Genomic DNA, 25,276 nt, shown 5'->3' with positions numbered 1-25,276 from the left:
ACGCGGCAGTCCCATCGAACGCGGCGGTCCCGGCGCCAGCGGACGCGGGTCAGGCCGGCAGCGCCCCGCCGCAGTCGCGGCACGTCGCGGCGGCCGGCACGACGAAGAAGCAGTGCGGGCAGGTGACCTCGCGCATCCCGCCCGGTGCGGGGGTCGCTCGGGCGGTCGAAGCGCGCGGGGTGGAGGCGCGCGGCGTCGTCGAGCGGCTCGTCGCCGTCCGCGTGCGACTCGACCCGCTCGACGCACGAGCGCGGGGCGCGCTCTGCAGCCGCTCGAGCACGCGCGGCGGGATCGTCGCGCTGCCGCCGTCCTCCGGCAGCTCGGCGCCGAACGCGCGGTAGCAGGCGAGGCGGTCCTCGGCGGCGACCCGCTCGCGGGTGCGCTCGTCGGTGCCCGGCTCGACGCCGGCGTAGTCCTCCGCGATGCCGTGCTCGGCCGTGACGCACAGCGACGTGAGCCGCGGCTCCCGGCGCTGCTCCGCATCCGCTGCGACCTTGCCGAGCACGTAGCCGATCCACTCCTCGGCGGGCTGCCTCGTCGTGATGCCGATCGACGCCTGGATGCGCGCGCTCAGCTCGTCGTAGGTGACGAACGCGCCATACTCGCGGGCCGCCTCGAGCAGCACCTCGCGCGCGACCGGCCACCACTGCCGCACGGCGTCGGACTGCGAGACGTACTTGCCGTTCGCGAGCTCGGGCATATGGGGGGTCCTCCTCGGATCGGCCTGCCTCAACGGTAGCGAGCCGAGCGACCCCGCCATGCCGAGCGACCGCGCGGTGTTGACCGACCGGGCGGTGTTGAGCGGCCGCCTGGCGGCGCGGACGAGAGCGACGGCGGATGCGCGGGCTCGGCCGCGAAGTGCGCGGGCGGCCGGTCAGAGGAGAGGCTCGGCGGTCAGCGAGCGAGTGCCGCGAGGGCGAGCTCATCGGCCCAGTCGGCCGCCCGGGCGAGCTCGCCGTCGACGAGGGGGCCCGCGTAGTCGTGCACGCGGAAGGTCTGCTGCTTCGCGAGGATCTCGAAGCCGAGGCTGCGCAGCTCCTGCTTCGCGGCGCGCGCGGCCGAGCCCGGCAGCCGCGGCTTGTCGACCCGGGTGTCGAAGGTGGCCGCGAGGGTGCCGCGCGGCGCGCGCTCGAGCGCCCCGAGCCATTCGCGGACCCCACGTCCGGGCGCATGCGGCGCGCCGTGCTGGTCGACGGCGTTCTGCCGCGTCGACGGCCGCGACATGGAGAAGGCGTGGGTGGGGCCGCCTGCGAGCACGAGGTCGAACCCGTCGACGTTGGTGGGCGCCGCATCCGTCGTCACCGCCTCGGAGCCCATCGTGCGCCGCAGCCGGTCGGCGATCGCACGCGCGACCTGCTCGGTGTTGCCCCAGAGCGACTCGTAGACCACCAGTGCGCGCATCGCTGCCTCCTCGGTTCGCGTCAGGCTAGGCCGGAGCCCGCCGCGGGGGAAGAACCGATCTGCCGCACGAGACCGGGGCGTCGGCTCACACGCGCGGCGGCGCGACCCGCGGCACCGGCGCGCGCACGGCGATCACCGCGACGGCCCACTCGACCATGAGGGCGAGCCAGCCGACGAGCCACGCGGCCGCGGCGGCCCACGCGATCGCGGCCGAGGCGTCGTGCGCGGGCGAGGGGGTCGTCGGCGATCCCAGCAGCACCGTCAGCAGCGACTGCAGCGACTCGGTCGTATCGCCCCCGTCGACGATCGTGGCGCCGAACAGCACGACGCCGACCGATGTGAGCCACGCCCACATCCGCGCGCGCACGCGGCGCTCGGGGCGGCGCAGCACGCCGCGCCTGCGCAGCATCCCGCGAGCGGCGGCGACCACGAGCAGCGCGTAGCCGATGAGCAGCACCGGGCTCCACAGCACCGCGAAGAAGATGAGCCAGCCGGGCACGAGCCCCTTGAGCACGAGTGCGACGAGCGGCGCGACGATCGCGACCCACGCGGTCACTGTGAGCGGCGGGCCGGATGCGAGGGGTTCGGATGCGGCGGGTTCGGATGCGGCGGGCGGCGTCGGATGCACGGGGACAGCATCGCGCACGCGCGAGCGCCGACGCCGCGGCGCGCGCGAGCCGCGGCTCCGACCCGCCGCACGAGCGCGTTGTGTAGCCTGCGGGCAGCAGGCCAACCGCACGACCGGGAGGAGGCCGCGTGACCACCGCCACCGTCGTGGGCGCCGGCCCCAACGGCCTCACCGCCGCCGCGGTGCTCGCGCGCGCGGGGCTCGAGGTGACCGTGCTGGAACGGCTCGACCACGTCGGCGGCGCCGCCGCATCCGCCCCCGCCTTCGGCGACCAGGCGATCGTCGACCTCGGCGCCGCGGGCCACCCCTTCGGCGCGGCGAGCCCCGCCTTCCGGGCGCTCGGCCTCGACCGCCCCGAGCTCGGCGAGCACCGGCTCGAGTGGGTGCATGCCGAGCACCCGATGGCGCACCCGCTGCCCGGCGGCCGCGCCGCGATCCTGCACCGCGACGCCGAGGCGACCGCGCGCGAGCTCGGCGTCGACGGCGACGCGTGGCTGCGGCTGCACGCGCCCGCGACCGAGCGTCCCTACGCGACCGCCGCGAGCATCCTCGGCCCCCTGACCCGCTGGCCCGACGACCCGCTGCTGCTCGCCAGCATCGGCGTGCGGGGCGCGTGGCCGGCGAGCCTGCTCGCGCGCACCGTCTTCCGCTCGGGCGCGGCGCAGGCGCTCTTCGCCGGCAGCTCGACGCACGCGACGCTGCCGCTCGGCAGCCTCGTCACGAGCGGCTTCGGCGTCGCCTTCGGGGGGCTCGGCCACTCGGTCGGCTGGCCCTTCGCGCGCGGCGGCACGCAGTCGATCGCGGATGCGCTGCGGCACGTCGCCGAGTCCGCCGGCGCCCGCATCGAGACGGGCGTCGAGGTGCGCGACCTCGCCGAGGTGACCGGCGACGTGGTGCTGCTCGACCTCACCCCGCACCAGCTGCTGCGGCTCGCCGGCCTCGACCTGCCCACCGGCTACGCGCGCAGGCTCGGCGGCTGGCGCTACGGGCCGGCGGTCTCGAAGCTCGACCTGCTGCTCGACGGGCCGATCCCGTGGGCCGACCCGCGCGTCGCCGGCGCCGGCACCGTGCACGTCGGCGGCACGCTGCGCGAGATCGCCGAGGCCGAGGCCGACGTCGCGCGCGGCCGCATGCCCGAGCGGCCGTTCGTGCTGCTCACGCAGCCGACCGCTGCCGACCCATCGCGCGCGCCCGCGGGGAAGCACCTGGTGTGGGCCTACGCGCATGTGCCGCACGCGTGGCCGGGCGACGCGTCCGCCGCGATCGAGGCGCAGATCGAGCGCTTCGCACCGGGCTTCGGCGAGCGCGTGCTCGAGCGCATCTCGACGCCGCCGGCGGCGCTCGAGCTGTGGAACCCCAACCTCGTCGGCGGCTCGATCGGCGGCGGATCCCTCGCCGGCACGCAGCAGCTGCTGCGCCCGCGGCTGGTCGACCCCTACCGGGTGCCGACGCCCGGGCGGGTGTTCCTGTGCTCGTCGTCGGCGCCGCCGGGGGGCGGCGTGCACGGCATGAGCGGGTGGCACGCGGCGCACGCGGCGCTGCGGGCGCTCGGCGAGTAGCGGCGACGCGTCAGACGCAGGCCTGCAGGACGTCCTGCAGCATCAGCCGGTCGGCCCGCTCGACGGCGAGGCCGTACTCGACCGCGACCTCCACGTAGCGGGCGGAATAGTCGCACCAGAAGCCCGGATCGTCGGGCAACCAGGCGCTCGGGCCGCGATCGCCCTTCGACGCGTTCGCAGCGCCGTCGACGGCCAGCAGCGTCTCCGGGTCGTTGGCGAACGCGATGCGCTCGGCCTCCGTCCATGCCCACGCGCCGCCGTCGTGCGCGGCAGAGAGACTGATGATGTGGTCGACCTGCACCCCCTGGCTGCCGCGGCTCCCCTCGGGCGCGACGGCGTCGTGGAAGAACGGGATCGACGCGCCGGTGTACGGGTCCTGCAGCGTGCCGGTCGCGACGACGCAGCGGCGGTCCGGCAGCCAGGTCACCGCGTCGAGATCCCGCTCGAGCACATCGTTGCGCGTGCTGCAGCCGTTGCGGTCGACGTCCACCCATCCATCGCCGAACGAGTCGCGGCGATACGGCGGGATCATTTGCGTGCCGTCGAGCTCGCCGAGCGAGGCGGTGGCGTCGAGGGCGCGCTGGTAGAGCACGTCTGCTTCATCGACGAGAACGTCATCAACCGCGGGCTCGCGTTCATCTTCGGCGTCCGGTTCGATGGCAGGCGATCCCTCGCCGCGAGCATTGGGCGGCAGCGAGGGGGACGGAGATTCGGTCTGCGGGCTCTTCCCGTCGTCGGCCAGCAGGGCCGTCAGCCCAGCGCCGCGATCGAGCAGCACCGCGGCGAACAGCGCTGCCCCGCCCACGAGCGCGAACGCCAGCAGCACGCAGGCTGCGACGAGGAGCCGAGCCGGCCTCACTCGAGTCAGCATCCCTACTCGCAGGCGACGCCGTCGCCATCCCGATCGAGGCCTGATCGGTATCCGGCTTGGTTCGCGTACAGCGGTGCTCGTCCTGCCGCGCGAACCGCGGAGCAGTTGGCGTAGTAGACGGATCCGCTCGACGTGCCGGATGCCGTGCCACTGGTCGAAGATCCGCTCGTCGACGACCCACCCGAAGGACTGGAGGGGGTCGCGGCGACGGGCGCGGGCCGTGGCGCTGGCGCGGCGGCGGGCGCGGGCCGTGGCGCTGGCGCGTCGGCACGCGCTGCCTCCAGCTCAGCTTCAAGGGCAGCGACTCGGTCTTCGAGGCGATCGACGTCGCCAAGTGCTGCGTCTCGCTCCTCTTGCACGGCGAGCAGAGCGGCCGCTGCTTCTTCGACCTCGGAGCCGTGCCCCTCCGCCTGGAGCTCGAGCTCAGCGATCCGGTCCTGCAGTTCCGCGACCTGGACGTCGAGCTGCTCCGCGGCGGCTACGGCCTCGGACCGCTCCGTCGCGGATTGGTCGACCAGCGCAAGAGCCTCGTCCAGCTCCTGCTGCGTCTGCTGCTGCGCGATAACTTCCGGCCTCATCAGGGAGCTCGCGAGGAAGCCAGCACAGTTGCTCAGGAGCAGGGCGAGGAAGAGCGCGAGAATCAGCAGCACCCACAGCCAAGCCGGTCGTCTGCGCCGAGACGGAGCCCCCGTGTAGACCGGTTCCATGACCTGCGTCGATGGGTTGCTCCGGAACGAAGACGTCGGATTCGTGACTGGGCGCTGCATGGACTCTCCGTAGCTGAGGAGCATGCCGCGATCGCGCGTAGGCGCGGGACCTTCGCGCGACGGATCGGCGGCGTAGACGGAGCTGGGGACGCCGTCTCCCATGAGGCTAATCGGAAGCGGGCGGCGACCGCCTCAGTATCTGCTCAGCGCGCATTGGGGTTCAAGAAGAACGTCTTGCCTGCACCCCGTGCCGCTCGGAGCGGGCAACGGAACTCCCTGCTGTGAGGAGCGGCGCGGGCTTGCCCCGACCCCCGCGGCGCGCCACCCTGGCCTCGCACAAGCGAAGGGCCCGAGCGAGGAGGGCGAGCATGGACTGGACAGCGATCGTCGGCTGGCTCGACGCCCCGCACGCCGAGCTCGCCCGGCAGGTGGTGCAGCGCGGTACCGCCGCGGCGTTCGCGGTCGCGTTCCTGTCGACGCTGCTGCAGTTCCCGGCCCTCTGCGGCGAGCGCGGCCTGATCCCCGCGCCGCGCGTCATCGCAGCGGGCGGTCTCGACGGCCAGCCGAGCGTCTTCCGGTGGGGCTACTCCGACCGGAGGCTCCGCATCCTCTGCATCGCGGGCATCGCGATCGCGCTCGCGCTCGTCACGGGGCTCCCGCAGATGGGCCCGCCGTGGGTGCCGATGCTCGCGTTCCTCGCGCTCTGGATCGGCTACCTCTCGATCCTGCCGCTCGGGCAGGTGTTCTACGGCTTCGGCTGGGAGCTGCTGCTGTGCGAGGCGGGCTTCCTCGTCGCGTTCCTCGGCTCCGACCGCCACGCGCCGCCGACCCTCGCGCTGCTGCTGATCGTCTGGCTCGTGTTCCGGCTCGAGTTCGGCGCCGGCATGATCAAGCTGCGCGGCGGCCGCGAGTGGCGCGACCTCACCGCCCTCACCTACCACCACGAGACCCAGCCGATGCCGGGGCCCTTCAGCCGCACCGCGCACCTGCTGCCGCGCTGGTTCCACAAGGGCGAGGTGCTCGGCAACCACGTCGCTCAGCTCGTCGCACCGTGGCTGCTGGTGCTCGGGGCCGTCGTGGCGACCGGCGCGACGGGCGCGGGCGACGGCAGCGCCCCATCCGTCACCGCCGCATCCGTCACCGCCGTCTTCGCCTGGGTCGCGAGCGCCGCCGCCGCGGTCGTCATCCTCACGCAGCTGTGGCTCGTGATCACCGGCAACTTCGCGTGGCTCAACTGGATCACGATCGCGCTCGCCTTCGCCGCCGTCGACGACCGCGTGGTCGCAGCGCTCGTGCCCGCCTGGCCGGCGACGCGCGCCTACGAGCCGACGCCGCTCTGGTGGCAGCTCGTCGTCGGCGCCGTCTTCCTCGCCTACGCCTGGCTGTCCATCCCCGCGGTGCGCAACCTCGCCTCGCGCCGGCAGCTCATGAACGCGTCGTTCAACCGGCTGCGGCTCGCGAACGCCTACGGCGCCTTCGGCACCGTCACGAAGGCCCGCGACGAGATCGTCATCGAGGGCACGGCGGATGCGTCGGGCGACGACGGATGGGTCGAGTACGGCTTCAAGGGCAAGCCCGGCGACGTGCGCCGCACACCCGGCTGGTTCGCGCCGTACCACCTGCGGCTCGACTGGCTCATGTGGTTCCTCGCGCTCGGCTCGTACGGCCGCTGGTTCGACGCGCTGCTCGAGCGGCTGCTCGAGGCCGACCCGGCGACGCTGCGGCTGCTCGGGCACGACCCGTTCGACGGGCAGCGGCCCGCCCGCGTGCGTGCGCGCATCTACCGCTACCGGTTTGCGACGCGGGACGAGCGGCGCGCGACGGGGCAGGTGTGGATGCGCGAGGACCGCGGGCTGCTCGTCGCGCCGATGCGGCTGCGCGGCTGAGCGGCGCCGGCCCGCGGGCGCTACTCCTCCTCGGTGACCCGCCCGATCCGCTCGCGGATCGCCCGCAGCGCGAAGATGATCGTGCCGAGCCCGGGGTCGGGCCGGTCGTGCGTCGCGACGTGCTCCGCGAGCGCGCGGATCGCCTCCTCCGAGGCGGCGGATGCGTCGGCGACGTCCTTGCCCGAGGCCCACGCCCGCAGGTGCCCGCTCAGGCCCTGCAGCGCATCCGCCACCAGCGGCCGGGCCTCGGCGTCGAGCCGCACCTCGATCGGCACCGCCCACGCGGCGCCGGAGGCCGTGTCGAGCACGTCGATCGTTCGGTGCACGATGGCCCGCAGCGCCGCGACCTCCGCGTCGGGCGTGACGTCCTCGCGGTGCCACAGCGTGCGCGGGTTGAGGCGCCGGCTCTCCCGCGCATCCTGCAGGTCGCGGTCGAGCCGCTCGACGCCCGCCTCGAGCACCGGCCCCCAGTCGGCCCAGTCCTCGCGCTCGGGCGGCCAATCGCCGCGCAGCAGCTCGGCGAGCGTCTCGACGCGGTCGGCGAGCCCCTCGACCTGGTCGAGCAGCGCCTTGCGCGCGTGCGCATCCCAGATGGGCGGGCGCGCGAGCGCGTTGACGAGCACGCCGACGATCAGGCCGATCGTGAACTCGCCCACGTAGGCGGCCGCGTAGCCGTCGGGGTCGACGCTGCCGAACATGATCACGAGCAGCGCCGCGACCGGCACGACGGATGCGCTGGTGCCGAGCGCGGCCGCGCCCGGCAGGAGCACGGCGACGGCCGCGATGATGCCGATCTTGAGCAGGCCCGGCATCTCGACGCTGAACAGCGCGAGACCGAGCGCGGCGCCGATCGCGAGCGCGACCGACTGCTGCAGCGCGGCGCGGGCGATGCTGAAGAAGCTCGTGCCGGTCGCGACGAACGCGCCGAGCGGCGCGGCGTAGGAGTACTGCGCGACGTCGCCGGGCAGCAGGTTGCCGACGAGCCATGCGGCCATCGCCGCGAGCGCCGCCCGCAGGGCCGTGGCGATGCGATGCGGCGGGAACCAGCGCAGCAGGGCGGCGCGCAGCTTCGACGGGTGGAGGTTGGAGGGGCGCAGGGTGTCGAGGCGCACGGCGCGGCCGGAGCCGGTGTTCGGGCTCTTCCCGCCGCCCAGGCCTGAGCCCGACTCGGTGCTGGCTCCGCTGCCTCGCCGATCGTCTGCCACGTGGTCACCGTAGCCCGCACCGGGGGACAGCGGGCAGGGAGGAGGCTGAACGCCGCTGCAGGGGGCGGTCAGGCATCGCGCTCGCGCCGACTGGTGATTGGTTCGACCAATCTTGACAAGCCGGGATGCCATGCCCTACCGTCGCCTATTGGTCAGACCAATGTGGTCCGACCGCTCGACGGAGAGAGGGCCGCAATGCACGAGACGCTCGAGGCGTTCGCCATCCAGCTCATCGACCTCTCCCGCGCCGAGCCCGACGGCTCGCGCCGCCTCGTCCCCGAGCGCGAGCTCTGCGCCCGCCTCGACGTGAGCCGCGGGGCGCTGCGCGAGCGCCTCTCGCAGCTCGAGTCGATCGGCATCCTCAGCCGCCGCCAGGGCCACGGCAGCTACCTGCAGGCCCCCGGCCCCGATGTCATCCGCACGTACTTCACCACGATGCGCGCCCTCGGCTTCCTCGACTCGAGCGAGATCGCCGAGGCCCGCGAGATGCTCGAGACGGTCGTCGCCGTGCAGGTCGCGCGACGCGCGAGCGCCGCCGACGCGCAGCGCCTGCAGGCCCTCGTCGACGAGATGGTCGCGTGCACCGCCGCGGGCGACCACGACGCCGCGACCGAGGCCGACCTCGCCTTCCACGCGAGCCTGTTCACGATCCTCGACAACCCCGTGTTCACGATGGTGCACAACGGCCTCGCCTACGCGCTGCAGGAGGCGATGCACGACCGCCGCGCCGCCGCGCTCGCCGCCGAGACGCCCGATGCCGACGGCCGCATGCTCACCGACACGATCCACTACCCCGTCGTCGACGCGATCGCGGCGAACGACCCCGACGCCGCGCGCGAGGCGATCCGCCGGCACTTCGAGGTCCACTCGCTCATCACGCTCGACACCGCCAAGGAGGGCACCGCATGACCACTCCCGCCGTCTTCGTCGGCCTCGGCGCCATCGGCACGCCGATGTCGCAGCGCCTCGCCGCCGCGGGCTTCGCCGTCAAGGGCGTCGACCCCTTCGAGGCCGCCCGTGAGCGCGCGGCTGCCGCCGGCGTCCCCGCCGTCGCCTCGATCGCCGAGGCGCCCGCCGACGGCCCGGTCGTCGTCATGGTCGCGACCCCCGAGCAGCTCGACGGCCTCGTGGCCGAGGCGAGCGAGGCATCGGTCGTCGCCGGCCGCACGTGGGTCATCATGTCGACCGTCGGGCCGGATGCGGCGCGTCGCGCGGGCGAGCGCCTCACGGCCGAGGGCGGCCGCGTCGTCGACGCCCCCGTCACCGGCGGGGTCGCGCGCGCGACGACGGGCGAGCTCATCATCTTCGCGTCGGGCGCCCAGGCCGACGTCGAGGCCGTCGCTCCCCTGCTCGCGCCGCTCGGCACCGTCCGCGTGGTCGGCGCCGAGCTCGGGCAGGGGCAGGCGATCAAGGTCGTCAACCAGCACCTCTGCTCGGTGCACATCGTCGCCGCAGCCGAGGCGCTCGCGCTCGGCGAGTCGCTCGGGCTCGACAAGGCCGATGTGCTCGACCTCGTCGCCGGCGGCGCCGCCGGCAGCTGGATGCTGTCGGACCGCGGTCCCCGCATGCTGCTCGGCACCGACGCGCCCGTCACGAGCACCGTCGGCATCTTCGTCAAGGACTCCGGGCTCGTCGCCGAGGCCGCCGCATCCGTCGGCGCCGATGTGCCGGTGCTCGCCGCGGCGCGCGAGCGGTACCTGCTCGCCGCCGAGGCGGGGCTCGACCGTCGCGACGACAGCCGCGTGATCGAGACCTACCTGCCCTAGCCCCGAACGATCCCCAAGCACCGACGTCGCGCCGCGCCGTCGGCCTCCCGGTCGCGCCCGCGACCATCCACCCAGGCTTCGAGGAGGAAGCATGTCCACCACCAGCCCCGCCGGCGCCGACCAGCTCGCGCCGCGCAAGGACAACCCCGTCAAGGTGTCGCTCGCGTCGATGATCGGCACCGCCGTCGAGTCGTACGACTTCTTCATCTACGCGACGGCATCGGCCGCCTACTTCGGCACCGTCTTCTTCGCGACCGACAACGCGCTCGTCGGTGCGCTCGCGTCGTTCGCGACGCTCGCAGTCGGCTTCCTCTTCCGCCCGCTCGGCGGCTACCTCGCCGGCCACTTCGGCGACCGCATCGGCCGCAAGCGCATCCTCATCTGGTCGCTCGTGGTGATGGGCGTCGTCACGACCGCGATCGGCCTCCTGCCCACCTTCGCCGCTGTCGGCATCATCGCGCCGATCCTGCTCATCGCGCTGCGGATCATCCAGGGCGTCGCCTACGGCGCCGAGTGGGGCGGGGCCGTGCTGATGGCCGTCGAGCACGCGCCGGTGCGACGCCGCGGCTTCTTCGGCGCGCTGCCGCAGATCGGCATCCCCGCCGGCCTGCTGCTCGCCAACGGCGTCATCCTCGCGACCGCGAACCTGCCCGGCGACTGGGCCTGGCGCGTGCCGTTCCTGCTCGCGAGCGTCATGGTCATCATCGGCCTCTTCATCCGCCTGCGCGTGGCCGAGAGCCCCGAGTTCGAGACGGTGCAGCAGCAGGACGCGGTGCTCAAGCAGCCCGCGCTCGAGACGCTCAAGCAGGACTGGCCCATCATCCTGCGCATCATCGGCCTGCGCCTCGCCGAGACCGGCGGCTACTACGTCACGACCGCGTTCACCGTCTCCTACGTCGGCCTCGCGCTCATCACCGAGGGCTCGAACGTGCTCATCGGCACGCTCGTCGGCAGCGCGATCGGCCTCGTGAGCCACCTCTTCTTCGGGGCGCTCAGCGACCGGATCGGCCGCAAGAAGGTCTTCCTCATCGGCTCGATCTTCACGATCGCCTTCGGCATCCCGATGTTCCTGCTCATCAACACCGGCTCGCTCGTGATGATCGTGGTCGCGATCGCGCTCTCGCTCGTGCTGAGCCACGACCCGATCTTCGCCGTCGAGTCGAGCTGGTTCTCCGAGCTCCCCGCCAACCGCCGCACCTCGGGCATCTCGCTCGGCTACAACGGCGCAGCGATCGTCGCCGGCTTCCTGCCGTTCATCGCGACGGCCGTCTACGGCTGGGTCGGCTGGATCGGCGCGGCGGTCCTCTTCTCGGCGCTCGGCGTCATCTCCACCGTCGTCGCGCTCACCGTGCGCGAGACCGCGCCCGCCGTCGTCGGCACCGCGCCCGCCGAGCCGGCGGCCGTGAGCGAGCGCGCGGAGGTGCGGGCATGACCATCGCCCCCATCGACACCCGACCGATCGACCGCGCGGGCCGCGGCCGGGACCGCGCCGCACGCATCCGCGCGGTCTCGGAGGCCGCCTACCGCGCGCGCCACCACGCGATCGACATGGGCGAGGTGCAGGGCCAGGGCTACGTCGGCCAGGCGCTCGGCGCAGCCGACATGCTCGCGGCCGTCTACGCCGACCACCTGCGCTACGACCCGGCCGACCCGACGTGGGCCGAGCGCGACCGCTTCCTGCTCTCCACCGGCCACTACGCGATCGGCTTCTACGCCGCGATCGCCGAGGCGGGCATCGTGCCGGTGGAGGAGCTCGTCACCTACGCCGCCGACGACTCTCGGCTCCCGATGTCGGGCATGGCGACGTACACCCCCGGCATGGAGATCTCGGGCGGCTCGCTCGGCCACGGCCTCACGATCGCCGTCGGCATGGCCCTCGGTCTGCGCCTCCAGGGCCGCACCGAGCAGCGCGTCATCAACTTCCTCTCCGACGGCGAGCTCGACGAGGGCTCGACGTGGGAGGCCGCGATGGGCGCGGCCTCCCACCGGCTCGGCAACCTGACCGCGCTCGTCGACATGAACGGGCTGCAGGCCGACGGCCCGACCGCCGAAGTGCTGCGCATCGAGCCCGTCGACGAGAAGTGGCGCGCGTTCGGCTGGCACGCGGTGCGGGTCGACGGCAACGACCCCGCCGCGCTCCTCGACGCGTTCGACGAGTGCAACGGGATCGCCGCCGCCGACGGCCAGCCGCAGGTCATCATCTGCGACACCAAGGTCGGCAAGGGCGTGCCGCTGCTCGAGCAGCGCGAGAAGGCGCACTTCATGCGCATCGACGAGCATGAGTGGCAGATCTGCCGCGACCAGCTCACGGCCGGCTACGAGGAGACCGAGCGATGACGACCGCAGCACCCGCGAAGCGCTTCGAGCGCAAGGGGCCCAGCACGAGCGCGATGATCGCCTCGATCGCCGACCCGGATCAGAAGACCGTCTCGGCGCCGTTCGGGCACGCCCTGGTGGCTGCGGCCGAGCAGGACGAGCGGATCGTCGGCCTGACCGCCGACCTCGGCAAGTACACCGACATGCACGTCTTCGCGAAGGCGCACCCTGAGCGCTTCTTCCAGATGGGCATGAGCGAGCAGCTGCTCTTCGGGGCTGCTGCCGGCATGGCCGAGACGGGTCTCGTGCCGTTCGCCTCGACCTACGCCGTCTTCGCAGCCCGCCGCGCGTACGACTTCATCGCGCTCGACAGCGCCGAGCCGAACCTCAACGTCAACGTCGTCGGAGGCCTCCCCGGCCTCACGACGGGCTACGGCCCGAGCCACCAGGCGACCGAGGACATGGCGATCTTCCGCGGCCTCCCCAACCTGACGATCGTCGACCCGTGCGACGCGCTCGACATCGCGCAGGCCGTTCCCCAGCTCGCCGCAGCCCCGGGGCCGAGCTACCTGCGGCTGCTGCGCGGCAAGGTGCCGATGGTGCTCGACGAGTACGACTACCGCTTCGAGCTCGGCAAGGCATCGGTGCTGCGCGGCGGGAACGACGTGGTCTTCGTCTCCTCCGGCCTCATGACGATGCGCGCGCTGCAGGCCGCGGATGCGCTCGCGGCCCACAAGGTCGACGTCGCGGTCGTGCACTCCCCCACGATCAAGCCGTTCGACGCGGCGACCGTGCTCGCCGAGCTCGACACCCCTCGACTCGCGTTCACGCTCGAGAACCACACCGTCGTCGGCGGACTCTTCTCGGCCGTCGCCGACGCCGCGGCGCAGCGGGGCCTCGGCCGGCGCATCGTGCCGATCGCGCTGCCGGATGCGTTCATCGACGCCGGTGCGCTGCCCACGCTGCACGACCGGTACGGCCTGTCGAAGGATCGCATCGTCGAGAAGGTGCTCGCCGAGCTCGGCTGAGCTCCGACCGGCGCGACGGCCCCCGCCTCCTTGGAGCGCGGGGGCCGTCGGCATGCGCGGCCGCACTCCGGGCGCCGGGCTAGAGTGCTGTCGACAGTCGAACACGAGGAGCATCACATGGCATCGCAGACCGCCGACCAGCCCGTCGTCGTCACGGCGTACTTCCGGCCCGCCGAGGGGGCGCGCGAGCGCGTGCTCGCGGCGATGGAGCGCGTGATCCCGCGCGTGCACGAGGAGGCGGGCTGCAACCTCTACGCCATTCAGGAGGCCGAGGACGGCGCGATCATCATGATCGAGCACTGGGACTCGGCGGCACTGCTCGACGCTCATGGCGAGGGCGCCCCGGTCGCCGACTTCAACGCCGAGCTCGAGGGCCTGCTCACCGAGCCGGTCGCGGTGACGCGTTACACGCCGCTGCCGATGGGCGATGCGCGCAAGGGCGTCCTCATCGCCTGACGGCCGGCTCGCCGTCCCGCTGGTCGAGTGGCCGGCCGAAGGCCGGCGTATCGAGACCAACACCGAGCGCCATCGCGAAAGCCCGCTGGCCGAGTAGTGGGCCGAAGGCCGCCGTATCGAGACCATCGCCAAGCGTCATCGCGCTGTGGGCGGCCCGTTCGATAGGCGCCTGAGCACGCACTGTTGATTGTCAACAGTAGAACGTCATACACTGAGCCGACGCCGTCGGGAGTCGACGGCGCGGGAGGAGACGACGATGTCGCTGCCCAGCAGGCTGGGGTGCTCGACGATCACGTTCCAGCACCTTCCGCTGGATGATGCGCTCGTCGACATCGCCGCGCTCGGCGTGACCGAGATCGACCTCGGCGCGCTGCCGGGCGTGTGCGACCACGTGCCCTTCGGCCTCGACGACACCGCGATCGAACGCGTCGTCGGAGCGCTCGCCGCCTCCGGGCTGCGGGTGCGCAGCGTCAACGGCGACATCGGCGACCTCAACGCCCCTCACGCCGACGCCGCTGCGCGCACCGCGCACCTCGAGCGACTGCTGCGCCTCACCGCCGCAGCCGGCGCCCAGGCGCTCGTGCTGCCCGCGGGCGCGCTCGAGCACGAGCCGATCGAGAGCGAATCGGCAGACCTCGAACGCATCGCCGCTGCGCTCTCCACCGCCGGCGACGCGGCGAGCGCCCACGGGGTCGAGCTCTGGGTCGAGTCGCTGCACTTCCTGCGCTTCAGCTGGGGCCGCGAGCGCGCCGACGCGCTGCACGCGCGGCTCGACGCCCTCGGCGCGCGCGTCGGCGTGGTGCTCGATGTCGCGCACGTCACCGCCGCCGGGGACGACCTCGACGACACCATCGCCGCGTGGGGCGAGCGCATCGCGCACGTGCACCTGCGCGACGCCGTGCGCGGCGACTTCAGCCGTCGCATCGGCGAAGGCGACGTCGACTTCGCCAGCGCCTTCCGCGCGCTCGACGCCGTCGGCTACGACGGCGGCTTCACGCTCGAGCAGCCCTCCCGCGCCTACGTCGACGATGCCACGACGGTCGCGGGCGGCGACCGTCGCGCCGAGCTCGCCGCCGTCGCCGAGCGATCCCTGACCCGCCTGCGCCACGCGATGACCGCATCCGCACCCGAACGCTGACCGAGCCGACCGATTTCCCGAGGAGCAGCCATGACCGAGCCCATCGAAGCCACCGCGCACCGCACCGCGGTCGTCACCGGCGCCGCGAGCGACCGCGGCATCGGCATGGCCGTCGCCGACCGCTACGCCCGCGAGGGCTGGGGCGTGGTGATCCTCGACCTCGACGCCGAGCGTTCGGCGCACGTCGCGCGCGAGATCGGTGCGCGCCACGGCGTGCCTGCCTTCGGCACCGCGATCGACGTCGCCGACGAGCGCGCGGTCGGGGTCGCGCACGCCGCGGTGCAAGCAGAGGTCGACGCCGGCCGGTTGCCGACGGTCGGCGCGCTCGCGAACGTCGCTGGCATCACGTCGCCCGTGCCGTTCCTCGAGACGACGCTCGAGCTGTGGAACACCGTGATGGCGGTCAACGCGACCGGCACCTACCTCGTCACGAAGGCGTTCCTGCCAGGGATGCTCGACACCGGCTGGGGCCGCATCGTCAACATGTCGTCGGTCTCCGCCCAGCGGGGCGGCGGCGTCTTCGGCAAGGTGCCCTACTCGGCGGCGAAGGCGGCGATCCTCGGCTTCACGAAGGCGCTCGCGCGCGAGATCGCCGACTCTGGCGTCACGGTCAACTCCGTCACGCCCGGCGCCGCTGACACGAACATCCGCGTGGGCGCGACCCCCGAGTCGGAGGCGCGGCTCGCCGCCGACATCCCGATCGGCCGCGTCGCGACGACCGACGAGATCGCCGCGGTGTTCACGTTCCTCTCGAGCGAGGACGCCGCCTACCTGCAGGGCACGAACATCGACATCAACGGCGCGAGCCACCTCCACTGATGACCATCACCCGCGACGACACTCAGGTAGCGTGACAGCCATGGCCATCGACGCCCAGTTCAGCTCGCTCGGAGCCATCGAGCGAGTGACTCGACGCGAGCTCATCCTCGATCGCCTCCGCGAGGCCGTGACGACCGGGGAGCTGCCGCAGGGCACCCATCTCGCCGAGACCGAGCTGAGCGCGTCGCTCGGCGTCTCGCGCGGCACCCTGCGGGAGGCGCTCCGCCACCTCGAGCAGCAGGGACTGCTGACGAAGGATGCGCGGGGCCGACTGTCCGTGCGCGTCGTGACGGCCGCCGAGGTGCGCGACATCTTCGACGTGCGCTTCGCGCTCGAGTCGCTCGCGTGCGAGACCGTCTGCGCGCGCGATGATCTCGAAGCGGTCGTCGCCGAGCTGCGCCGCGCGCTCGAGCGGCTCGCCGAGAGCGAGCGCGGCTCGATCGCCGACCAGGTCGCCGCCGACCTCGCGTTCCACGAAGCGATCTGCGCCGCGAGCGGCAACGGCACCCTGCTCGAGTCGTGGCGCCGCGTCAGCGGACTCGCCCGCGCGGTCATCACCGCCGCCGGGCGTGACACCGCGATCGCCAACATGGCTGCCGACCGCCACGCCCCGATCGTCGAGGCGATCGCGAGTGGCGACGCCGAGCGCGCGCGCGCCGTGCTGCGCGAGCACAACGACTCGGCGCGCGAGGCGATCGTCGAGCGCCTCGAGGCCGCCGCGGCCACGATCTGACGCCCGCAGCGCGGCGATCGGCGACCGCTCAGTCGCGCAGCACCTGGCGGTAGACGCCGGTGTGGTCGAGGCCGCCGTCGCCGGATGCCGACGCATCCTCGAAGAGCGCGAGGGCGGTCTGCGCGGCGCGCAGGCGCAGACCTGCCGCATCCGCCGCCTGCTGCGCGTAGCGCAGGTCCTTCACCTGGTAATCGATCGTGCCGCCGGGCGCGAACTCTTCGGCGATCCAGTGCTGTCGCTTCTGGCGCAGCGCCTCGCTGCCGGCGAGCCCCGAGCCGAGCGCGTCAGCGAGCGCCATCGGGTCGATCCCGCTCGCCCGCGCAAGAGCGAACGCCTCCGACAGGGCCGCGATCGTCTCGGCGACGACGAGCTGGTTGCAGAGCTTCGTCGTCGCGCCCGCGCCGGTCGGCCCCATGTGCGTCACGCGGCTCGCGCACGGCTCGAGCACCGCCGCGAGCTCCGCCGCCGCCTCCGCCGAACCGCCGACGAAGACGCTCAGCCGCCCCTCGGCGGCCCCGAGCACGCCGCCGGACATGGGCGCGTCGACCACCTCGACGCCGTGCTCGGCCAGCTCCTGGGCGAGCGCGCGCAGCGCGACCGGCGAGACCGTGCCCATGACGACGAGCATCGGACGGTCGACGGATGCGGCGCGCCAGCCGGCGAGGAGGCCTTCGGTGCCGTGCACCACGGCCTCGACGTCCGGGAGATCGGGCAGCACGGTGAGCACCACCCCGGCCGCCGCATCCGCCGGTCGTTCGGCTACGGCGACCGAGGGCGCCTCGGCCGCGAGCGCGTGCGCCCGCGCGGCGCTGCGGTTGTGCACCGAGAGCGCCCCGCGGGCGGCGAGCAGGCGCGCCATCGGCAGGCCCATCGCCCCCAGCCCGATGAGGCTGATCGAGCGGCCCATGGCCGCGCCTAGGCGACCGCGGCGGCGGCGAGCACCTCGGTCTCGCGCCGCAGCGCGATGGCCTGGGCGAGCGACTCGTCGACCTCGACGTCGTCCCAGCGCACGCTCTCGCCCTGCGCGATGTCGCGCTTGAGCGGCACGTGGTGGGCGAGCGCGACGGGCAGGTAGCCCTCGGCGACCGAGGTGCGGGCCGAGACGAGCTTGCCGTAGACCGCGAAGCCGCCCTCGCCGTCGAGCGTGTCGCCCGCGACCAGGTCCTTCTTGGCCGTCGCCACGACATCCGCGGTGAAGCCCACGGCCGTGCCGGTCGCGACACCGCGCAGCACCGCGTTGGCGATCGAGACGTTGAGCTCGAGCCCGACGTAGTGGTACGGCCGGTAGAGCGCGGCGTACTGCCCAGTGGGGTCCGGGTGCCAGGGGTACTCCTGGAAGCACTCGGCGACGTAGGCGTTCGTGGCCTTGACGACGACGAAGACGCCCTCCTGCGTGTTGTGCGGGATCCAGTCGCCCTCGCGCGTGTAGCTCGACATCACATCGACGGTGCCCTCGTGCGGCAGCACGCCGCCGACCGACTCGGGGCGGCAGACCGTCGCGATCTCCTCGAGGTCGCCGGGCGTGAACGTGAGCCCGGCGTCGCCCGGCACGAGGCCCGCCGCGTTCGCGACCGCCGCCATCTCGATGGCTGCCTTCGTGCCGTCGCGGAAGGACGTGTGCATGTAAGGGTTCAGCTGCCCCGACTGCTTCAGCTCGTCGGAGAACTCCCAGTGATCCCAGACGTTGTCGGGGTTCATCTGGTGGTAGCCGGGCAGGTACTTCGCGCCCTTGCCGGCGCAGACGACCTCGAAGCCCGAGGTGCGGGCCCAGTCGATGAGCTCCCAGATGAGCGCCGGCTGGTCGCCGAAGGCCATCGAGTAGACGACGCCCGCCTCCTTCGCGCGCTTCGCGAGCGCGGGACCGGCCAGCGCATCCGCCTCGACCGTCACCATCATCACGTGCTTGCCGGTCTCGATCGCGGCGAGCGCGTGCTTGATGCCCACGATCGGGTTGCCCGTGGCCTCGACGATGACGTCGATGTCGGTGCGGAAGAGGTCCATCGCGTCGGCGATGACGGCGGTCGTGCCCTCGGTGAGGTCGTCGACGGAGTCGACGATCGCGTCCTCCGGCCAGCCCACGCGCGCGAGCGACTCGCGGGCGCGCGCGGTGTTGATGTCGGCGATCGCCGCGACGCGCACCCCGGGGATGCTGCGCGCCTGCGACAGGTACATGGTGCCGAAGCGGCCCGAGCCGATGAGGCCGACGCGGATGGGCGCTCCGGCCGCTTCTCGCTCGCGCAGCAGCTCGTGCAGGTTCATGGGGGGCTCCTCAGGCGTGGTGCGCGGATGCGCGGGGTCGGGTGGAGTCTGTGGGGGTGCGGGTGCGGGGCCGCGCGCGACCTGGGTGCTCGGCGCGACGGGGACGACGGCGGGGGTGGGCGTGCGCGCACCCCCGCCGTCGCGGCTCACATGGCGCGGATCTGCTCGACCCAGGTCTGCACCTGGTCGGGAAGGCCGTCGACGACCGGCTGCGTCGCCTCGACCCAGGCCTCGCGGTCCTCGAGCTCGTGGAACGTTGCGCCGCCCTCCTCGAGCTGCGACTGGTAGTCGGCGAGGTTCGTCACCGTGTTCTCGGTGTACTCCTGGCCGACCTCGGCGGCGACGTCCTGGATCGCCGTGCGGATGTCCTCCGGGTAGCCCTGCAGCGCCTCGTCCCACATGATGAAGTGGTAGTTGGCGTACATGTGGTCGGTCCACGTGATGTTCGGCGCGACCTCGTGGATCGAGTTGAACAGGATCGCGTCGAGCGGGTTCTCCTGCGCGTCGAGCACACCCGACTCGAGCGCCGAGTAGACCTCGTTGAACGGCAGCGCCTCAGCCCGGGCGCCGAGCGCGTTCCAGGTGTCGAGCATCGTCTGCGCGCTCGGCGTGCGGATCGTGATGCCCTCCAGGTCCTCGAGCGAGGTCACGGGCTCCTTGCTCGTGAGCTCGCGCGACCCGCGGAACATGTTGCCGAGCGTCGCGTAGCCCGAGGCCTCCGTGACCGCCGAGTGGATCTCGTCGCCGAGCTCGCCGTCCCACACCTCGAAGAACTGCTCGTCGCTCGAGTAGAGGAACGGAGCGGTCTCGACGGATGCGAGGTCGGTGTACGCCTCGAGCGAGAGCAGCGACTCGATGACGATGTCGGTGCTGCCGATCTGGAGGCCGTCGATCATCTCCTCCCACGTGCCGAGGGTCGAGTCGGAGTGCACCTCGACGGTGACGCGGCCGTCGGTCGCCGCCTCGATGCGCTCAGCGAACTGCTCGGCGGCCCACTGGCGGGGGTCGGTCGTCGAGCCGGCATGGCCGAGGACGAGGGTGTAGGTCTCGTCGCCCGTGCTCGCGTCGCCGCTCGAGCCGGGGTCGCCTCCGGACGCCGAGCAGCCGGTGAGCGCCAGGGCGACGATGCCCACGCCCGCGAGTGCCTTCATGGAGTTGCGCATGGTGTTTCCTTCCTAGGGGCTTGATCGGTGCGTCACTCGCCGCTGACCATCAGCACGGATGGCAGCCACAGCGAGATCTGCGGGATGTAGGTGATGAGGATCATGTAGACGAGCCCGCACAGCAGGAACGGCCACGAGGCGCGGATCGCGGCGATGAACTTCACCTTGGCGATCTCGGCCGAGAGCATGAGCGCGATGCCGACCGGGGGCGTGATGAGGCCGATGCCGAGGTTGACGACGATGATGATGCCGAGGTGCACCGGATCGACGCCCATCTCGGTGAGCACCGGGTAGAGGATCGGCGTGATGATGATGAGCGCCGCGTTCGCCTCGATGAACATGCCCGCGATGAGCAACAGGATGTTGACGAGGATGAGCAGCACGACGAGGTTGTCGGTGAAGCCGAAGATCGCGCCGGCCGCCGCCTGCGGCACCCGGCCCGAGGTGAGCGCCCACGAGTAGAGCTGCGCCGCGGCGAGCACGAGCATGATGAGCCCGACCATGAGCGACGACTCGGCGAGCGAGGCGATGAGCTTCTTGAGCGTCAGCTCGCGGTAGACGAAGATCCCGACGACGAGCGCGTACACGACGGCCACGGCCGCGGCCTCGGTGGCGGTGAACCAGCCGAAGCGGATGCCGCCCAGGATGAGCAGCGGCAGCAGCAGCGCAGGCAGGGCGCCCAGCAGCGACGGCCAGAACGGCGGGCGCTCCTCCTTCGGCGTCTTGCCGATGAGGTCGATGTTCGTCGTGTTGGCGACGAGCTCGTCGGTGAAGCCCTGCTTGCGCACCGTCAGGTGCACGGTGACCATCACCATCGCGATGTAGAGGATCGCGGGGATGATGCCGGCGAAGAAGAGCTGCCCGATGGAGGTGCCCGAGACGACGCCGTAGACGATCATCGTGATCGACGGCGGCATGATCGGCGCCACGATCGGCGCCGCGGCGGTCACCGCAGCCGTGTACGCGGCCTTGTAGTCGCGCGCCTTCATCGCGGGCACGAGGATGCGGCCGAGGCTCGAGATGTCGGCGACGGCCGAGCCCGAGATGCCGCCGAAGAACAGCGCCGACAGCACGTTCGTCTGCGCGAGCCCGCCGCGCATCCCGCCGACGATCGAGTCGGCGAGGTCGAGCAGTCGCTTCGTGATGCCGCCCGCGTTCATGATGCCGCCGGCGAGGATGAACAGCGGGATCGCGAGGAGCGCGAACGGCGTGATGCCGGCGACGATGCGCTGTGCGCCGATCGCGAGCGGGGTGTCGGTGATCAGCCAGATGGTGATCAGGGAGGCCAGCGCGAGCGCGAAGCCGATCGGCACGCGCAGGAGCATCGCTCCGGCGAAGTTGCCCAGCAGCATGGGGCCCATCAGATCTCGCCCTTCACCATCGTGTCCTCCTCGGACTGGAACAGCACTGCCGACGGCAGCGGATCGACCTCGGGATCCGGTTCGCGCACGAGCTTCCACCACGCCTCGACCGCGAAGATCGCCGCGATCGCGCTGCCGACCGGCACCGCGAGCGAGATGAGGCCGAACGGCAGATCGGTGCCCGGCATGTTGCGTCGCATGGCGCTCGGGAGCGCCTCCATGCCGAAGACGGTGAGCGCGACGAGCGTGGCGAGCACGAGGAGGCTCGCCACCGTCGTGATCGTGATGCGCAGCCAGCGGCGCTCGGGCACGTACTCCCAGATGTCGAGCACCATGTGGCGCCCCTGACGCACGCCGAGCGCGATCGCGAACATCGAGAGCCAGACGAACGCGAGCGACGCGACCTCGACCGTCCAGGTGGCGGAGTCGCGCGTGACGTAGCGCGTGAGCACCTGCCAGCTGACCGCGATGGTGACCGTCGCGAGCGCGATCACGCACACCCATTGGACGACGCGGTCGAGCAGCGTGAGGATGCGCTCGAGCAGTGCTGGCATGGTTCGCTCCTTTGCGAGATGTGCGCCCGGGACGGCGGTCATGACGTCGGCGCCGTCACCGAGTGAAGCAAGGTGCCGCGCTTGATGTCAACAGTAGGACTGTCACCAGTTACGCGATCGTTACGGCGTGCTCCGCACGGAACTCCGCCTCGAGCTCGCGACGGACCCGGACGGCGGCGAGCGACGCATCCGCGTCGACGTCCGACCACGAGACGGTCCGGTCCTTCGGCACGTCGCGGATGAGCTTCGCACCGTGGGCGAGGCCGAGCGGCAGCGCTTCGTGCTCGAGCGAGAAGCTCGCCGGGCGCAGCTTGCCGAAGACCGTGAAGCCGCCCTCCCCGTCGAGCGTCTCGCCCGCCTTGAGGTCGCGCTTCGCGGTCGTCACGACGTCGCCGCGGAAGCCGGTGGGGGCGCCGGTCGCCTCCCCGCGCAGCACCGCGCTCGCGATCGACACCCCCAGCTCGAGCCCGATCATGTGGTACGGGCGGAACAGGGAGCCGAAGCGCCCCGTCGCATCGGTCTTGACGCCGTACTCGGCGAAGCACTGCGCGGCGTAATCGGTCTTCGCCTCGAAGGTGACCCACACGCCCCAGCGCAGGTCGCGCTCGACCTCGCTGCCGTCGCGGTGGAGGCTCGAGGCGATCTCGACGGTGCCCGAGTGCTCGAGCGCGCCGCCGAGCGACTGCGGCCGGAAGATGTGCGGGAGGTCGTCGACGCCGGCGGGCGGGAAGGCGAGGCCGTCGAGCTGGGGCGTGAGGCCCGTGCCGTTCGCGACCGCCGCCATCTCGATGGCCGACTTCGTGCCGTCGAGGAAGGAGTTGAACATCTTGGGGTTGAAGTCGCCCGAGGCGAGCTGCTCGTCGGTGAAGCCGTAGTGCTCCCAGACGGTGTCGGGCGTGGAGTAGTGGTACTCCGGCAGGTACTTCGTGCCCTTGCCCGCGCCGACGACCTCGAAGCCGACGGTGCGGCACCAGTCGACGAGCTCGGAGATGAGGGCGGGCTGGTCGCCGTAGGCCATCGAGTAGACGACGCCCGCGGCGGCCGCGCGCCGCTGCAGCAGCGGGCCCACCATGCAATCGGCCTCGACGTTGACCATGATGACGTGCTTGCCGTTGTCGATCGCAGCGATCGCGTGATCGGTGCCGACGATCGGGTTGCCGGTGATCTCGAGGATGACCTCGACGGCGGGATGCGCGACGAGCGCCATCGAGTCGTCGATGACGGCCGTGAGCCCCGTGCGCGCCGCCTCGTCGAGGCTCGTCGCAGCGAAGCGCTCAGCGCTCCAACCGGTGCGGGCGAGTGCTTCCTTCGCCTTGGGGATGTCGATGTCGGCGACGCCGACGACGTGGAATTCGGGCGTGACCGACGCCTGCGTGAGGAACATGGAGGCGAACTTGCCCGCGCCGATCACGCCGACGCGAATGGGTCCGGCCTCCGCAGCGCGACGCTGCAGCAGCGTGTGCAGGTTCATGGACTGCCCCTTTGCAGTAGTAGATCGACATCCTTGTTGGATTGTTAACAGTAGGACGCTGCCGAGGGTGTGTCAAACGACGCGCCGCATCGCCGGAGGCACCCGGCGTCGGTGCTCCGTAACGTTTCCGCAACGGACGCGGCTCCGCTCGCGGGACCCCGCATAGCATCCGGGTGACGGCACCCCAGCGAGTGCTCCCGAGCGCGCCGTCCCATGTCCTCGGGGTTCTCCCGAGGTCACCGATGCCCCCGACGCCCCGCGCTGCTGCGCGCCCCCTCCGCCTGCTGGTGCTCGCCGCCGCCCTGACGGTCGTCACGATCGCCGCGACGCTGCTGCCGGTCGGCGCCGCGCAGGCGACGCTGCCGCGCAGCCTCGACTGGATCGGCGGCAAGGACCTCTACGCCACGAGCGCCCTCATGTCGCAGCAGCTCGGTGGCGCGAGCACCGTCTACCTCACCTCCGGCGAGTCCGGCGGCGACGCGCTCGCCGTGCCGCCTGCCGCGGCGGCCGCGGACGCGCACGTGCTCATGGTGCGACGCGACTCCGTGCCGTCGGTCGTCGCCGCCGAGCTGCGCCGCCTCAACCCCCGCACCGTCAACGTCGTCGGCAGCCGCTCGGTGCTGAGCGACCGCCTATGGGCGGGCGTCCGCGCGATCCTCCCCCGCGCGACGATCCGGCGCGTCGGCACCAACAGCGGCGATCGCGTCGACAGCGCCCTGGCGCTCGCGCGTGACCTGCAGCGCGCCAACGGCCAGATGGGGCCGGTCGCGTTCATCATCGGCCAGAACGGCTACTCCGACGGCCTTGCCACCGGAAACGTCGCCGCGCGCCTCGGCGCTCCGCTGATCCCGGCGATGGGCACCCCCTCGCGGTGGGCCCAGCGCGTCGCGCCCGTGCTGCAGGAAGCCGGCCAGGTCTTCTTCATCGGCTCGCGCTCGGTGCTGCCCGAGGCCTACATGGACGCGCTGTACCAGCTGATACCCGGCGACGTGGAGCGCATCTACGGCAGCGACCGCTACCGCACGAACGCGGCCGTGGTCGACCGCTTCGTCTACGGCGTGGGCGCCGATCGGGTGTTCCTCATCGCCGGCAACGGCCACGGTGACACCATCGGCGCATCCGTGCTCGCGACCGAGCTCGACAGCATCATGATGCTGTCGGGGCGGACGTGCCATGCTCACGGCGCCATCGCGCAGCAGGTCGACCGCCTCGACGTCCGTCGCATCACGGGCATCGGCACGAAGCACTGGATCACGAGCGACGCGCTGCGCTTCCGGCTCTGCGGCGGCGGCAGCTACGCAGGCACGACGCCGCGCTTCGCACCCGGCACCGTGATGGGCCAGCCCCTCGCCAACGCGACGAGCTTCACGCGCGAGCAGCAGTGGGCCGGCCAGCGCTACGGCACGTTCCGCGGCATCCGCGCGTCCGGCCAGGCGGGCAGCACGCTGATCGCACTGCCCGCGGGCGCGCGCAGCGGCGTCGTGACGCTCACCCACGCGGGCACCGATGTGAGCGTCGAGTCGCTCGACGCCGGGCTCGGCCCGCACGACTGGCCGCTGCTCGACTACGGCGACCGCACGCGCGGCGCGACGGGCGTGTTCCTCTCGGAGTTCCGCACCGATCCGGCCCCTCGCTACCTGCGCGTCGAGGCCGACGGCGCGTGGTCGCTCACGGTGCGCGACCTGCGCCACACGCCGATGCTGCGCTGGTCGGGCACCGAGGATGCGGTGGGCCTGTGGGGCGGGCGCGACGCGTGGGCTCGCACGACGGTGCTCGGCGACTCGCTCTCCATCCAGCAGGTGAGCTTCTACTACTGGCGCGACTACGAGGTGCTGCAGGGCTCCGGCGGCCAGAGCGTGACGGGCGCGATCGACGCCGGCCCCTCGCTCATCGTGATCGACTCCGACGGCACCGGCGACGACAGCTGGCGCCTGCAGGTGACGGCGCGCTGAGGC

Annotated in this window: 24 protein-coding genes; 12 read left to right on the top strand and 12 right to left on the bottom strand. The window is 72.5% G+C overall.

Annotation, left to right across the window (positions count from 1 at the left end):
- Window positions 1-49: 49 nt before the first annotated feature.
- From BLT67_RS08360 to BLT67_RS08350, 3 genes are all read right to left on the bottom strand, one after another.
- On the bottom strand, window positions 50-700 hold the full coding sequence (locus tag BLT67_RS08360; protein ID WP_092666597.1) for a hypothetical protein: 651 nt from the start codon (window positions 698-700) through the stop codon (window positions 50-52).
- 194 nt (window positions 701-894) lie between these two features.
- Window positions 895-1,401 carry a flavodoxin family protein gene (locus BLT67_RS08355; protein WP_092666596.1) on the bottom strand — a complete coding sequence of 169 codons (507 nt, stop codon included), beginning with the start codon at window positions 1,399-1,401 and terminating at the stop codon, window positions 895-897.
- An 85-nt stretch (window positions 1,402-1,486) separates the two neighbouring features.
- A complete protein-coding gene (locus BLT67_RS08350; RefSeq protein WP_092666595.1) occupies window positions 1,487-2,029 on the bottom strand; it encodes a hypothetical protein in 543 nt (180 codons plus the stop codon).
- A 128-nt stretch (window positions 2,030-2,157) separates the two neighbouring features.
- Between BLT67_RS08350 and BLT67_RS08345 the strand changes: the two genes are divergently transcribed.
- Window positions 2,158-3,588 carry a phytoene desaturase family protein gene (locus BLT67_RS08345; protein ID WP_231945447.1) on the top strand — a complete coding sequence of 477 codons (1,431 nt, stop codon included), beginning with the start codon at window positions 2,158-2,160 and terminating at the stop codon, window positions 3,586-3,588.
- A gap of 10 nt (window positions 3,589-3,598) precedes the next feature.
- Here the strand turns inward: BLT67_RS08345 and BLT67_RS08340 are convergent, their stop codons facing one another.
- Together BLT67_RS08340 and BLT67_RS08335 are read right to left on the bottom strand one after the other, a co-directional pair.
- Complete coding sequence (locus BLT67_RS08340) at window positions 3,599-4,414, bottom strand: HNH endonuclease family protein (RefSeq protein WP_157674283.1); 816 nt, start codon at window positions 4,412-4,414, stop codon at window positions 3,599-3,601.
- A 47-nt stretch (window positions 4,415-4,461) separates the two neighbouring features.
- Window positions 4,462-5,109: an excalibur calcium-binding domain-containing protein gene (locus BLT67_RS08335; protein WP_231945446.1), complete on the bottom strand. Its 648-nt coding sequence runs from the start codon at window positions 5,107-5,109 to the stop codon at window positions 4,462-4,464.
- A 425-nt stretch (window positions 5,110-5,534) separates the two neighbouring features.
- On the opposite strand from BLT67_RS08335, the gene BLT67_RS08330 reads away from it, so the two are divergent.
- Entirely contained in the window at window positions 5,535-7,052 is a 1,518-nt protein-coding gene (locus BLT67_RS08330; RefSeq protein ID WP_092666593.1) for a lipase maturation factor family protein, read from the top strand.
- Between the two features lie 20 nt (window positions 7,053-7,072).
- On the opposite strand, the gene BLT67_RS08325 is transcribed toward BLT67_RS08330, so the two are convergent.
- Entirely contained in the window at window positions 7,073-8,257 is a 1,185-nt protein-coding gene (locus BLT67_RS08325; protein ID WP_092666592.1) for an FUSC family protein, read from the bottom strand.
- Window positions 8,258-8,452: 195 nt separating this feature from the next.
- Between BLT67_RS08325 and BLT67_RS08320 the strand changes: the two genes are divergently transcribed.
- From BLT67_RS08320 to BLT67_RS08275, 9 genes are all read left to right on the top strand, one after another.
- Window positions 8,453-9,166 carry a FadR/GntR family transcriptional regulator gene (locus BLT67_RS08320; protein WP_092666591.1) on the top strand — a complete coding sequence of 238 codons (714 nt, stop codon included), beginning with the start codon at window positions 8,453-8,455 and terminating at the stop codon, window positions 9,164-9,166.
- Complete coding sequence (locus BLT67_RS08315) at window positions 9,163-10,023, top strand: NAD(P)-dependent oxidoreductase (RefSeq protein WP_092666590.1); 861 nt, start codon at window positions 9,163-9,165, stop codon at window positions 10,021-10,023. Before BLT67_RS08320 ends, BLT67_RS08315 begins: the two co-directional genes overlap by 4 nt.
- A 91-nt stretch (window positions 10,024-10,114) precedes the next feature.
- Window positions 10,115-11,455 (top strand): MFS transporter, encoded by a 1,341-nt coding sequence (locus BLT67_RS08310; RefSeq protein WP_092666589.1) that lies wholly within the window; start codon window positions 10,115-10,117, stop codon window positions 11,453-11,455.
- Window positions 11,452-12,360: a transketolase gene (locus BLT67_RS08305; protein WP_092666588.1), complete on the top strand. Its 909-nt coding sequence runs from the start codon at window positions 11,452-11,454 to the stop codon at window positions 12,358-12,360. Before BLT67_RS08310 ends, BLT67_RS08305 begins: the two co-directional genes overlap by 4 nt.
- Window positions 12,357-13,367 carry a transketolase family protein gene (locus BLT67_RS08300; protein ID WP_092666587.1) on the top strand — a complete coding sequence of 337 codons (1,011 nt, stop codon included), beginning with the start codon at window positions 12,357-12,359 and terminating at the stop codon, window positions 13,365-13,367. The genes BLT67_RS08305 and BLT67_RS08300 overlap by 4 nt, the downstream gene beginning before the upstream one ends.
- Window positions 13,368-13,484: 117 nt before the next feature.
- Window positions 13,485-13,823, top strand: a complete 339-nt coding sequence (locus BLT67_RS08295; protein ID WP_092666586.1) for a putative quinol monooxygenase — start codon at window positions 13,485-13,487, stop codon at window positions 13,821-13,823.
- A 256-nt stretch (window positions 13,824-14,079) separates the two neighbouring features.
- The gene (locus BLT67_RS08285; RefSeq protein ID WP_092666584.1) at window positions 14,080-14,961 is read left to right on the top strand and encodes a sugar phosphate isomerase/epimerase family protein; all 882 of its coding nucleotides are present in this window, start codon (window positions 14,080-14,082) and stop codon (window positions 14,959-14,961) included.
- Window positions 14,962-14,991: 30 nt separating this feature from the next.
- Window positions 14,992-15,780 (top strand): SDR family NAD(P)-dependent oxidoreductase, encoded by a 789-nt coding sequence (locus tag BLT67_RS08280; protein WP_092666583.1) that lies wholly within the window; start codon window positions 14,992-14,994, stop codon window positions 15,778-15,780.
- Window positions 15,781-15,820: 40 nt separating this feature from the next.
- The gene (locus BLT67_RS08275) at window positions 15,821-16,513 is read left to right on the top strand and encodes a GntR family transcriptional regulator (RefSeq protein WP_092666582.1); all 693 of its coding nucleotides are present in this window, start codon (window positions 15,821-15,823) and stop codon (window positions 16,511-16,513) included.
- A gap of 28 nt (window positions 16,514-16,541) precedes the next feature.
- Here BLT67_RS08275 and BLT67_RS08270 read toward each other — a convergent pair whose 3' ends face one another.
- The 6 genes from BLT67_RS08270 to BLT67_RS08245 all read right to left on the bottom strand — a co-directional run bounded on the left by BLT67_RS08270 (window position 16,542) and on the right by BLT67_RS08245 (window position 23,321).
- Window positions 16,542-17,420 (bottom strand): NAD(P)-dependent oxidoreductase, encoded by an 879-nt coding sequence (locus tag BLT67_RS08270; RefSeq protein ID WP_092666581.1) that lies wholly within the window; start codon window positions 17,418-17,420, stop codon window positions 16,542-16,544.
- Between the two features lie 8 nt (window positions 17,421-17,428).
- On the bottom strand, window positions 17,429-18,772 hold the full coding sequence (locus BLT67_RS08265; protein WP_092666580.1) for an NAD(P)H-dependent oxidoreductase: 1,344 nt from the start codon (window positions 18,770-18,772) through the stop codon (window positions 17,429-17,431).
- A gap of 146 nt (window positions 18,773-18,918) precedes the next feature.
- Window positions 18,919-19,935 carry a TRAP transporter substrate-binding protein gene (locus BLT67_RS08260; protein WP_092666579.1) on the bottom strand — a complete coding sequence of 339 codons (1,017 nt, stop codon included), beginning with the start codon at window positions 19,933-19,935 and terminating at the stop codon, window positions 18,919-18,921.
- A gap of 32 nt (window positions 19,936-19,967) precedes the next feature.
- Window positions 19,968-21,287, bottom strand: a complete 1,320-nt coding sequence (locus tag BLT67_RS08255; protein ID WP_157674282.1) for a TRAP transporter large permease — start codon at window positions 21,285-21,287, stop codon at window positions 19,968-19,970.
- Window positions 21,288-21,295: 8 nt separating this feature from the next.
- The gene (locus tag BLT67_RS08250) at window positions 21,296-21,850 is read right to left on the bottom strand and encodes a TRAP transporter small permease (RefSeq protein WP_157674281.1); all 555 of its coding nucleotides are present in this window, start codon (window positions 21,848-21,850) and stop codon (window positions 21,296-21,298) included.
- 109 nt (window positions 21,851-21,959) lie between these two features.
- Window positions 21,960-23,321, bottom strand: coding sequence for an NAD(P)H-dependent oxidoreductase (locus BLT67_RS08245; RefSeq protein ID WP_092666576.1), 1,362 nt, complete (start codon window positions 23,319-23,321; stop codon window positions 21,960-21,962).
- Between the two features lie 242 nt (window positions 23,322-23,563).
- Here BLT67_RS08245 and BLT67_RS08240 point away from each other — a divergent pair, with 242 nt between their 5' ends.
- Entirely contained in the window at window positions 23,564-25,273 is a 1,710-nt protein-coding gene (locus BLT67_RS08240) for a cell wall-binding repeat-containing protein (protein WP_092666575.1), read from the top strand.
- Window positions 25,274-25,276: the final 3 nt, after the last annotated feature.

It is taken from the genome of Agrococcus carbonis, from assembly GCF_900104705.1.
Classification (GTDB): domain Bacteria; phylum Actinomycetota; class Actinomycetes; order Actinomycetales; family Microbacteriaceae; genus Agrococcus; species Agrococcus carbonis.
Note: the sequence above shows the minus strand (reverse complement) of the source record. Positions and strands in the feature narration are given on the sequence as shown.

Coding starts and splice junctions, on each gene's coding strand:
- BLT67_RS08360 (WP_092666597.1), bottom strand. CDS start 700: ATGCCCGAGCTCGCGAACGGCAAGTACGTCTCGCAGTCCGACGCCGTG.
- BLT67_RS08355 (WP_092666596.1), bottom strand. CDS start 1,401: ATGCGCGCACTGGTGGTCTACGAGTCGCTCTGGGGCAACACCGAGCAG.
- BLT67_RS08330 (WP_092666593.1), top strand. CDS start 5,535: ATGGACTGGACAGCGATCGTCGGCTGGCTCGACGCCCCGCACGCCGAG.
- BLT67_RS08320 (WP_092666591.1), top strand. CDS start 8,453: ATGCACGAGACGCTCGAGGCGTTCGCCATCCAGCTCATCGACCTCTCC.
- BLT67_RS08315 (WP_092666590.1), top strand. CDS start 9,163: ATGACCACTCCCGCCGTCTTCGTCGGCCTCGGCGCCATCGGCACGCCG.
- BLT67_RS08310 (WP_092666589.1), top strand. CDS start 10,115: ATGTCCACCACCAGCCCCGCCGGCGCCGACCAGCTCGCGCCGCGCAAG.
- BLT67_RS08305 (WP_092666588.1), top strand. CDS start 11,452: ATGACCATCGCCCCCATCGACACCCGACCGATCGACCGCGCGGGCCGC.
- BLT67_RS08300 (WP_092666587.1), top strand. CDS start 12,357: ATGACGACCGCAGCACCCGCGAAGCGCTTCGAGCGCAAGGGGCCCAGC.
- BLT67_RS08295 (WP_092666586.1), top strand. CDS start 13,485: ATGGCATCGCAGACCGCCGACCAGCCCGTCGTCGTCACGGCGTACTTC.
- BLT67_RS08285 (WP_092666584.1), top strand. CDS start 14,080: ATGTCGCTGCCCAGCAGGCTGGGGTGCTCGACGATCACGTTCCAGCAC.
- BLT67_RS08280 (WP_092666583.1), top strand. CDS start 14,992: ATGACCGAGCCCATCGAAGCCACCGCGCACCGCACCGCGGTCGTCACC.
- BLT67_RS08275 (WP_092666582.1), top strand. CDS start 15,821: ATGGCCATCGACGCCCAGTTCAGCTCGCTCGGAGCCATCGAGCGAGTG.
- BLT67_RS08270 (WP_092666581.1), bottom strand. CDS start 17,420: ATGGGCCGCTCGATCAGCCTCATCGGGCTGGGGGCGATGGGCCTGCCG.
- BLT67_RS08265 (WP_092666580.1), bottom strand. CDS start 18,772: ATGAACCTGCACGAGCTGCTGCGCGAGCGAGAAGCGGCCGGAGCGCCC.
- BLT67_RS08260 (WP_092666579.1), bottom strand. CDS start 19,935: ATGCGCAACTCCATGAAGGCACTCGCGGGCGTGGGCATCGTCGCCCTG.
- BLT67_RS08255 (WP_157674282.1), bottom strand. CDS start 21,287: ATGCTGCTGGGCAACTTCGCCGGAGCGATGCTCCTGCGCGTGCCGATC.
- BLT67_RS08250 (WP_157674281.1), bottom strand. CDS start 21,850: ATGCCAGCACTGCTCGAGCGCATCCTCACGCTGCTCGACCGCGTCGTC.
- BLT67_RS08245 (WP_092666576.1), bottom strand. CDS start 23,321: ATGAACCTGCACACGCTGCTGCAGCGTCGCGCTGCGGAGGCCGGACCC.
- BLT67_RS08240 (WP_092666575.1), top strand. CDS start 23,564: ATGCCCCCGACGCCCCGCGCTGCTGCGCGCCCCCTCCGCCTGCTGGTG.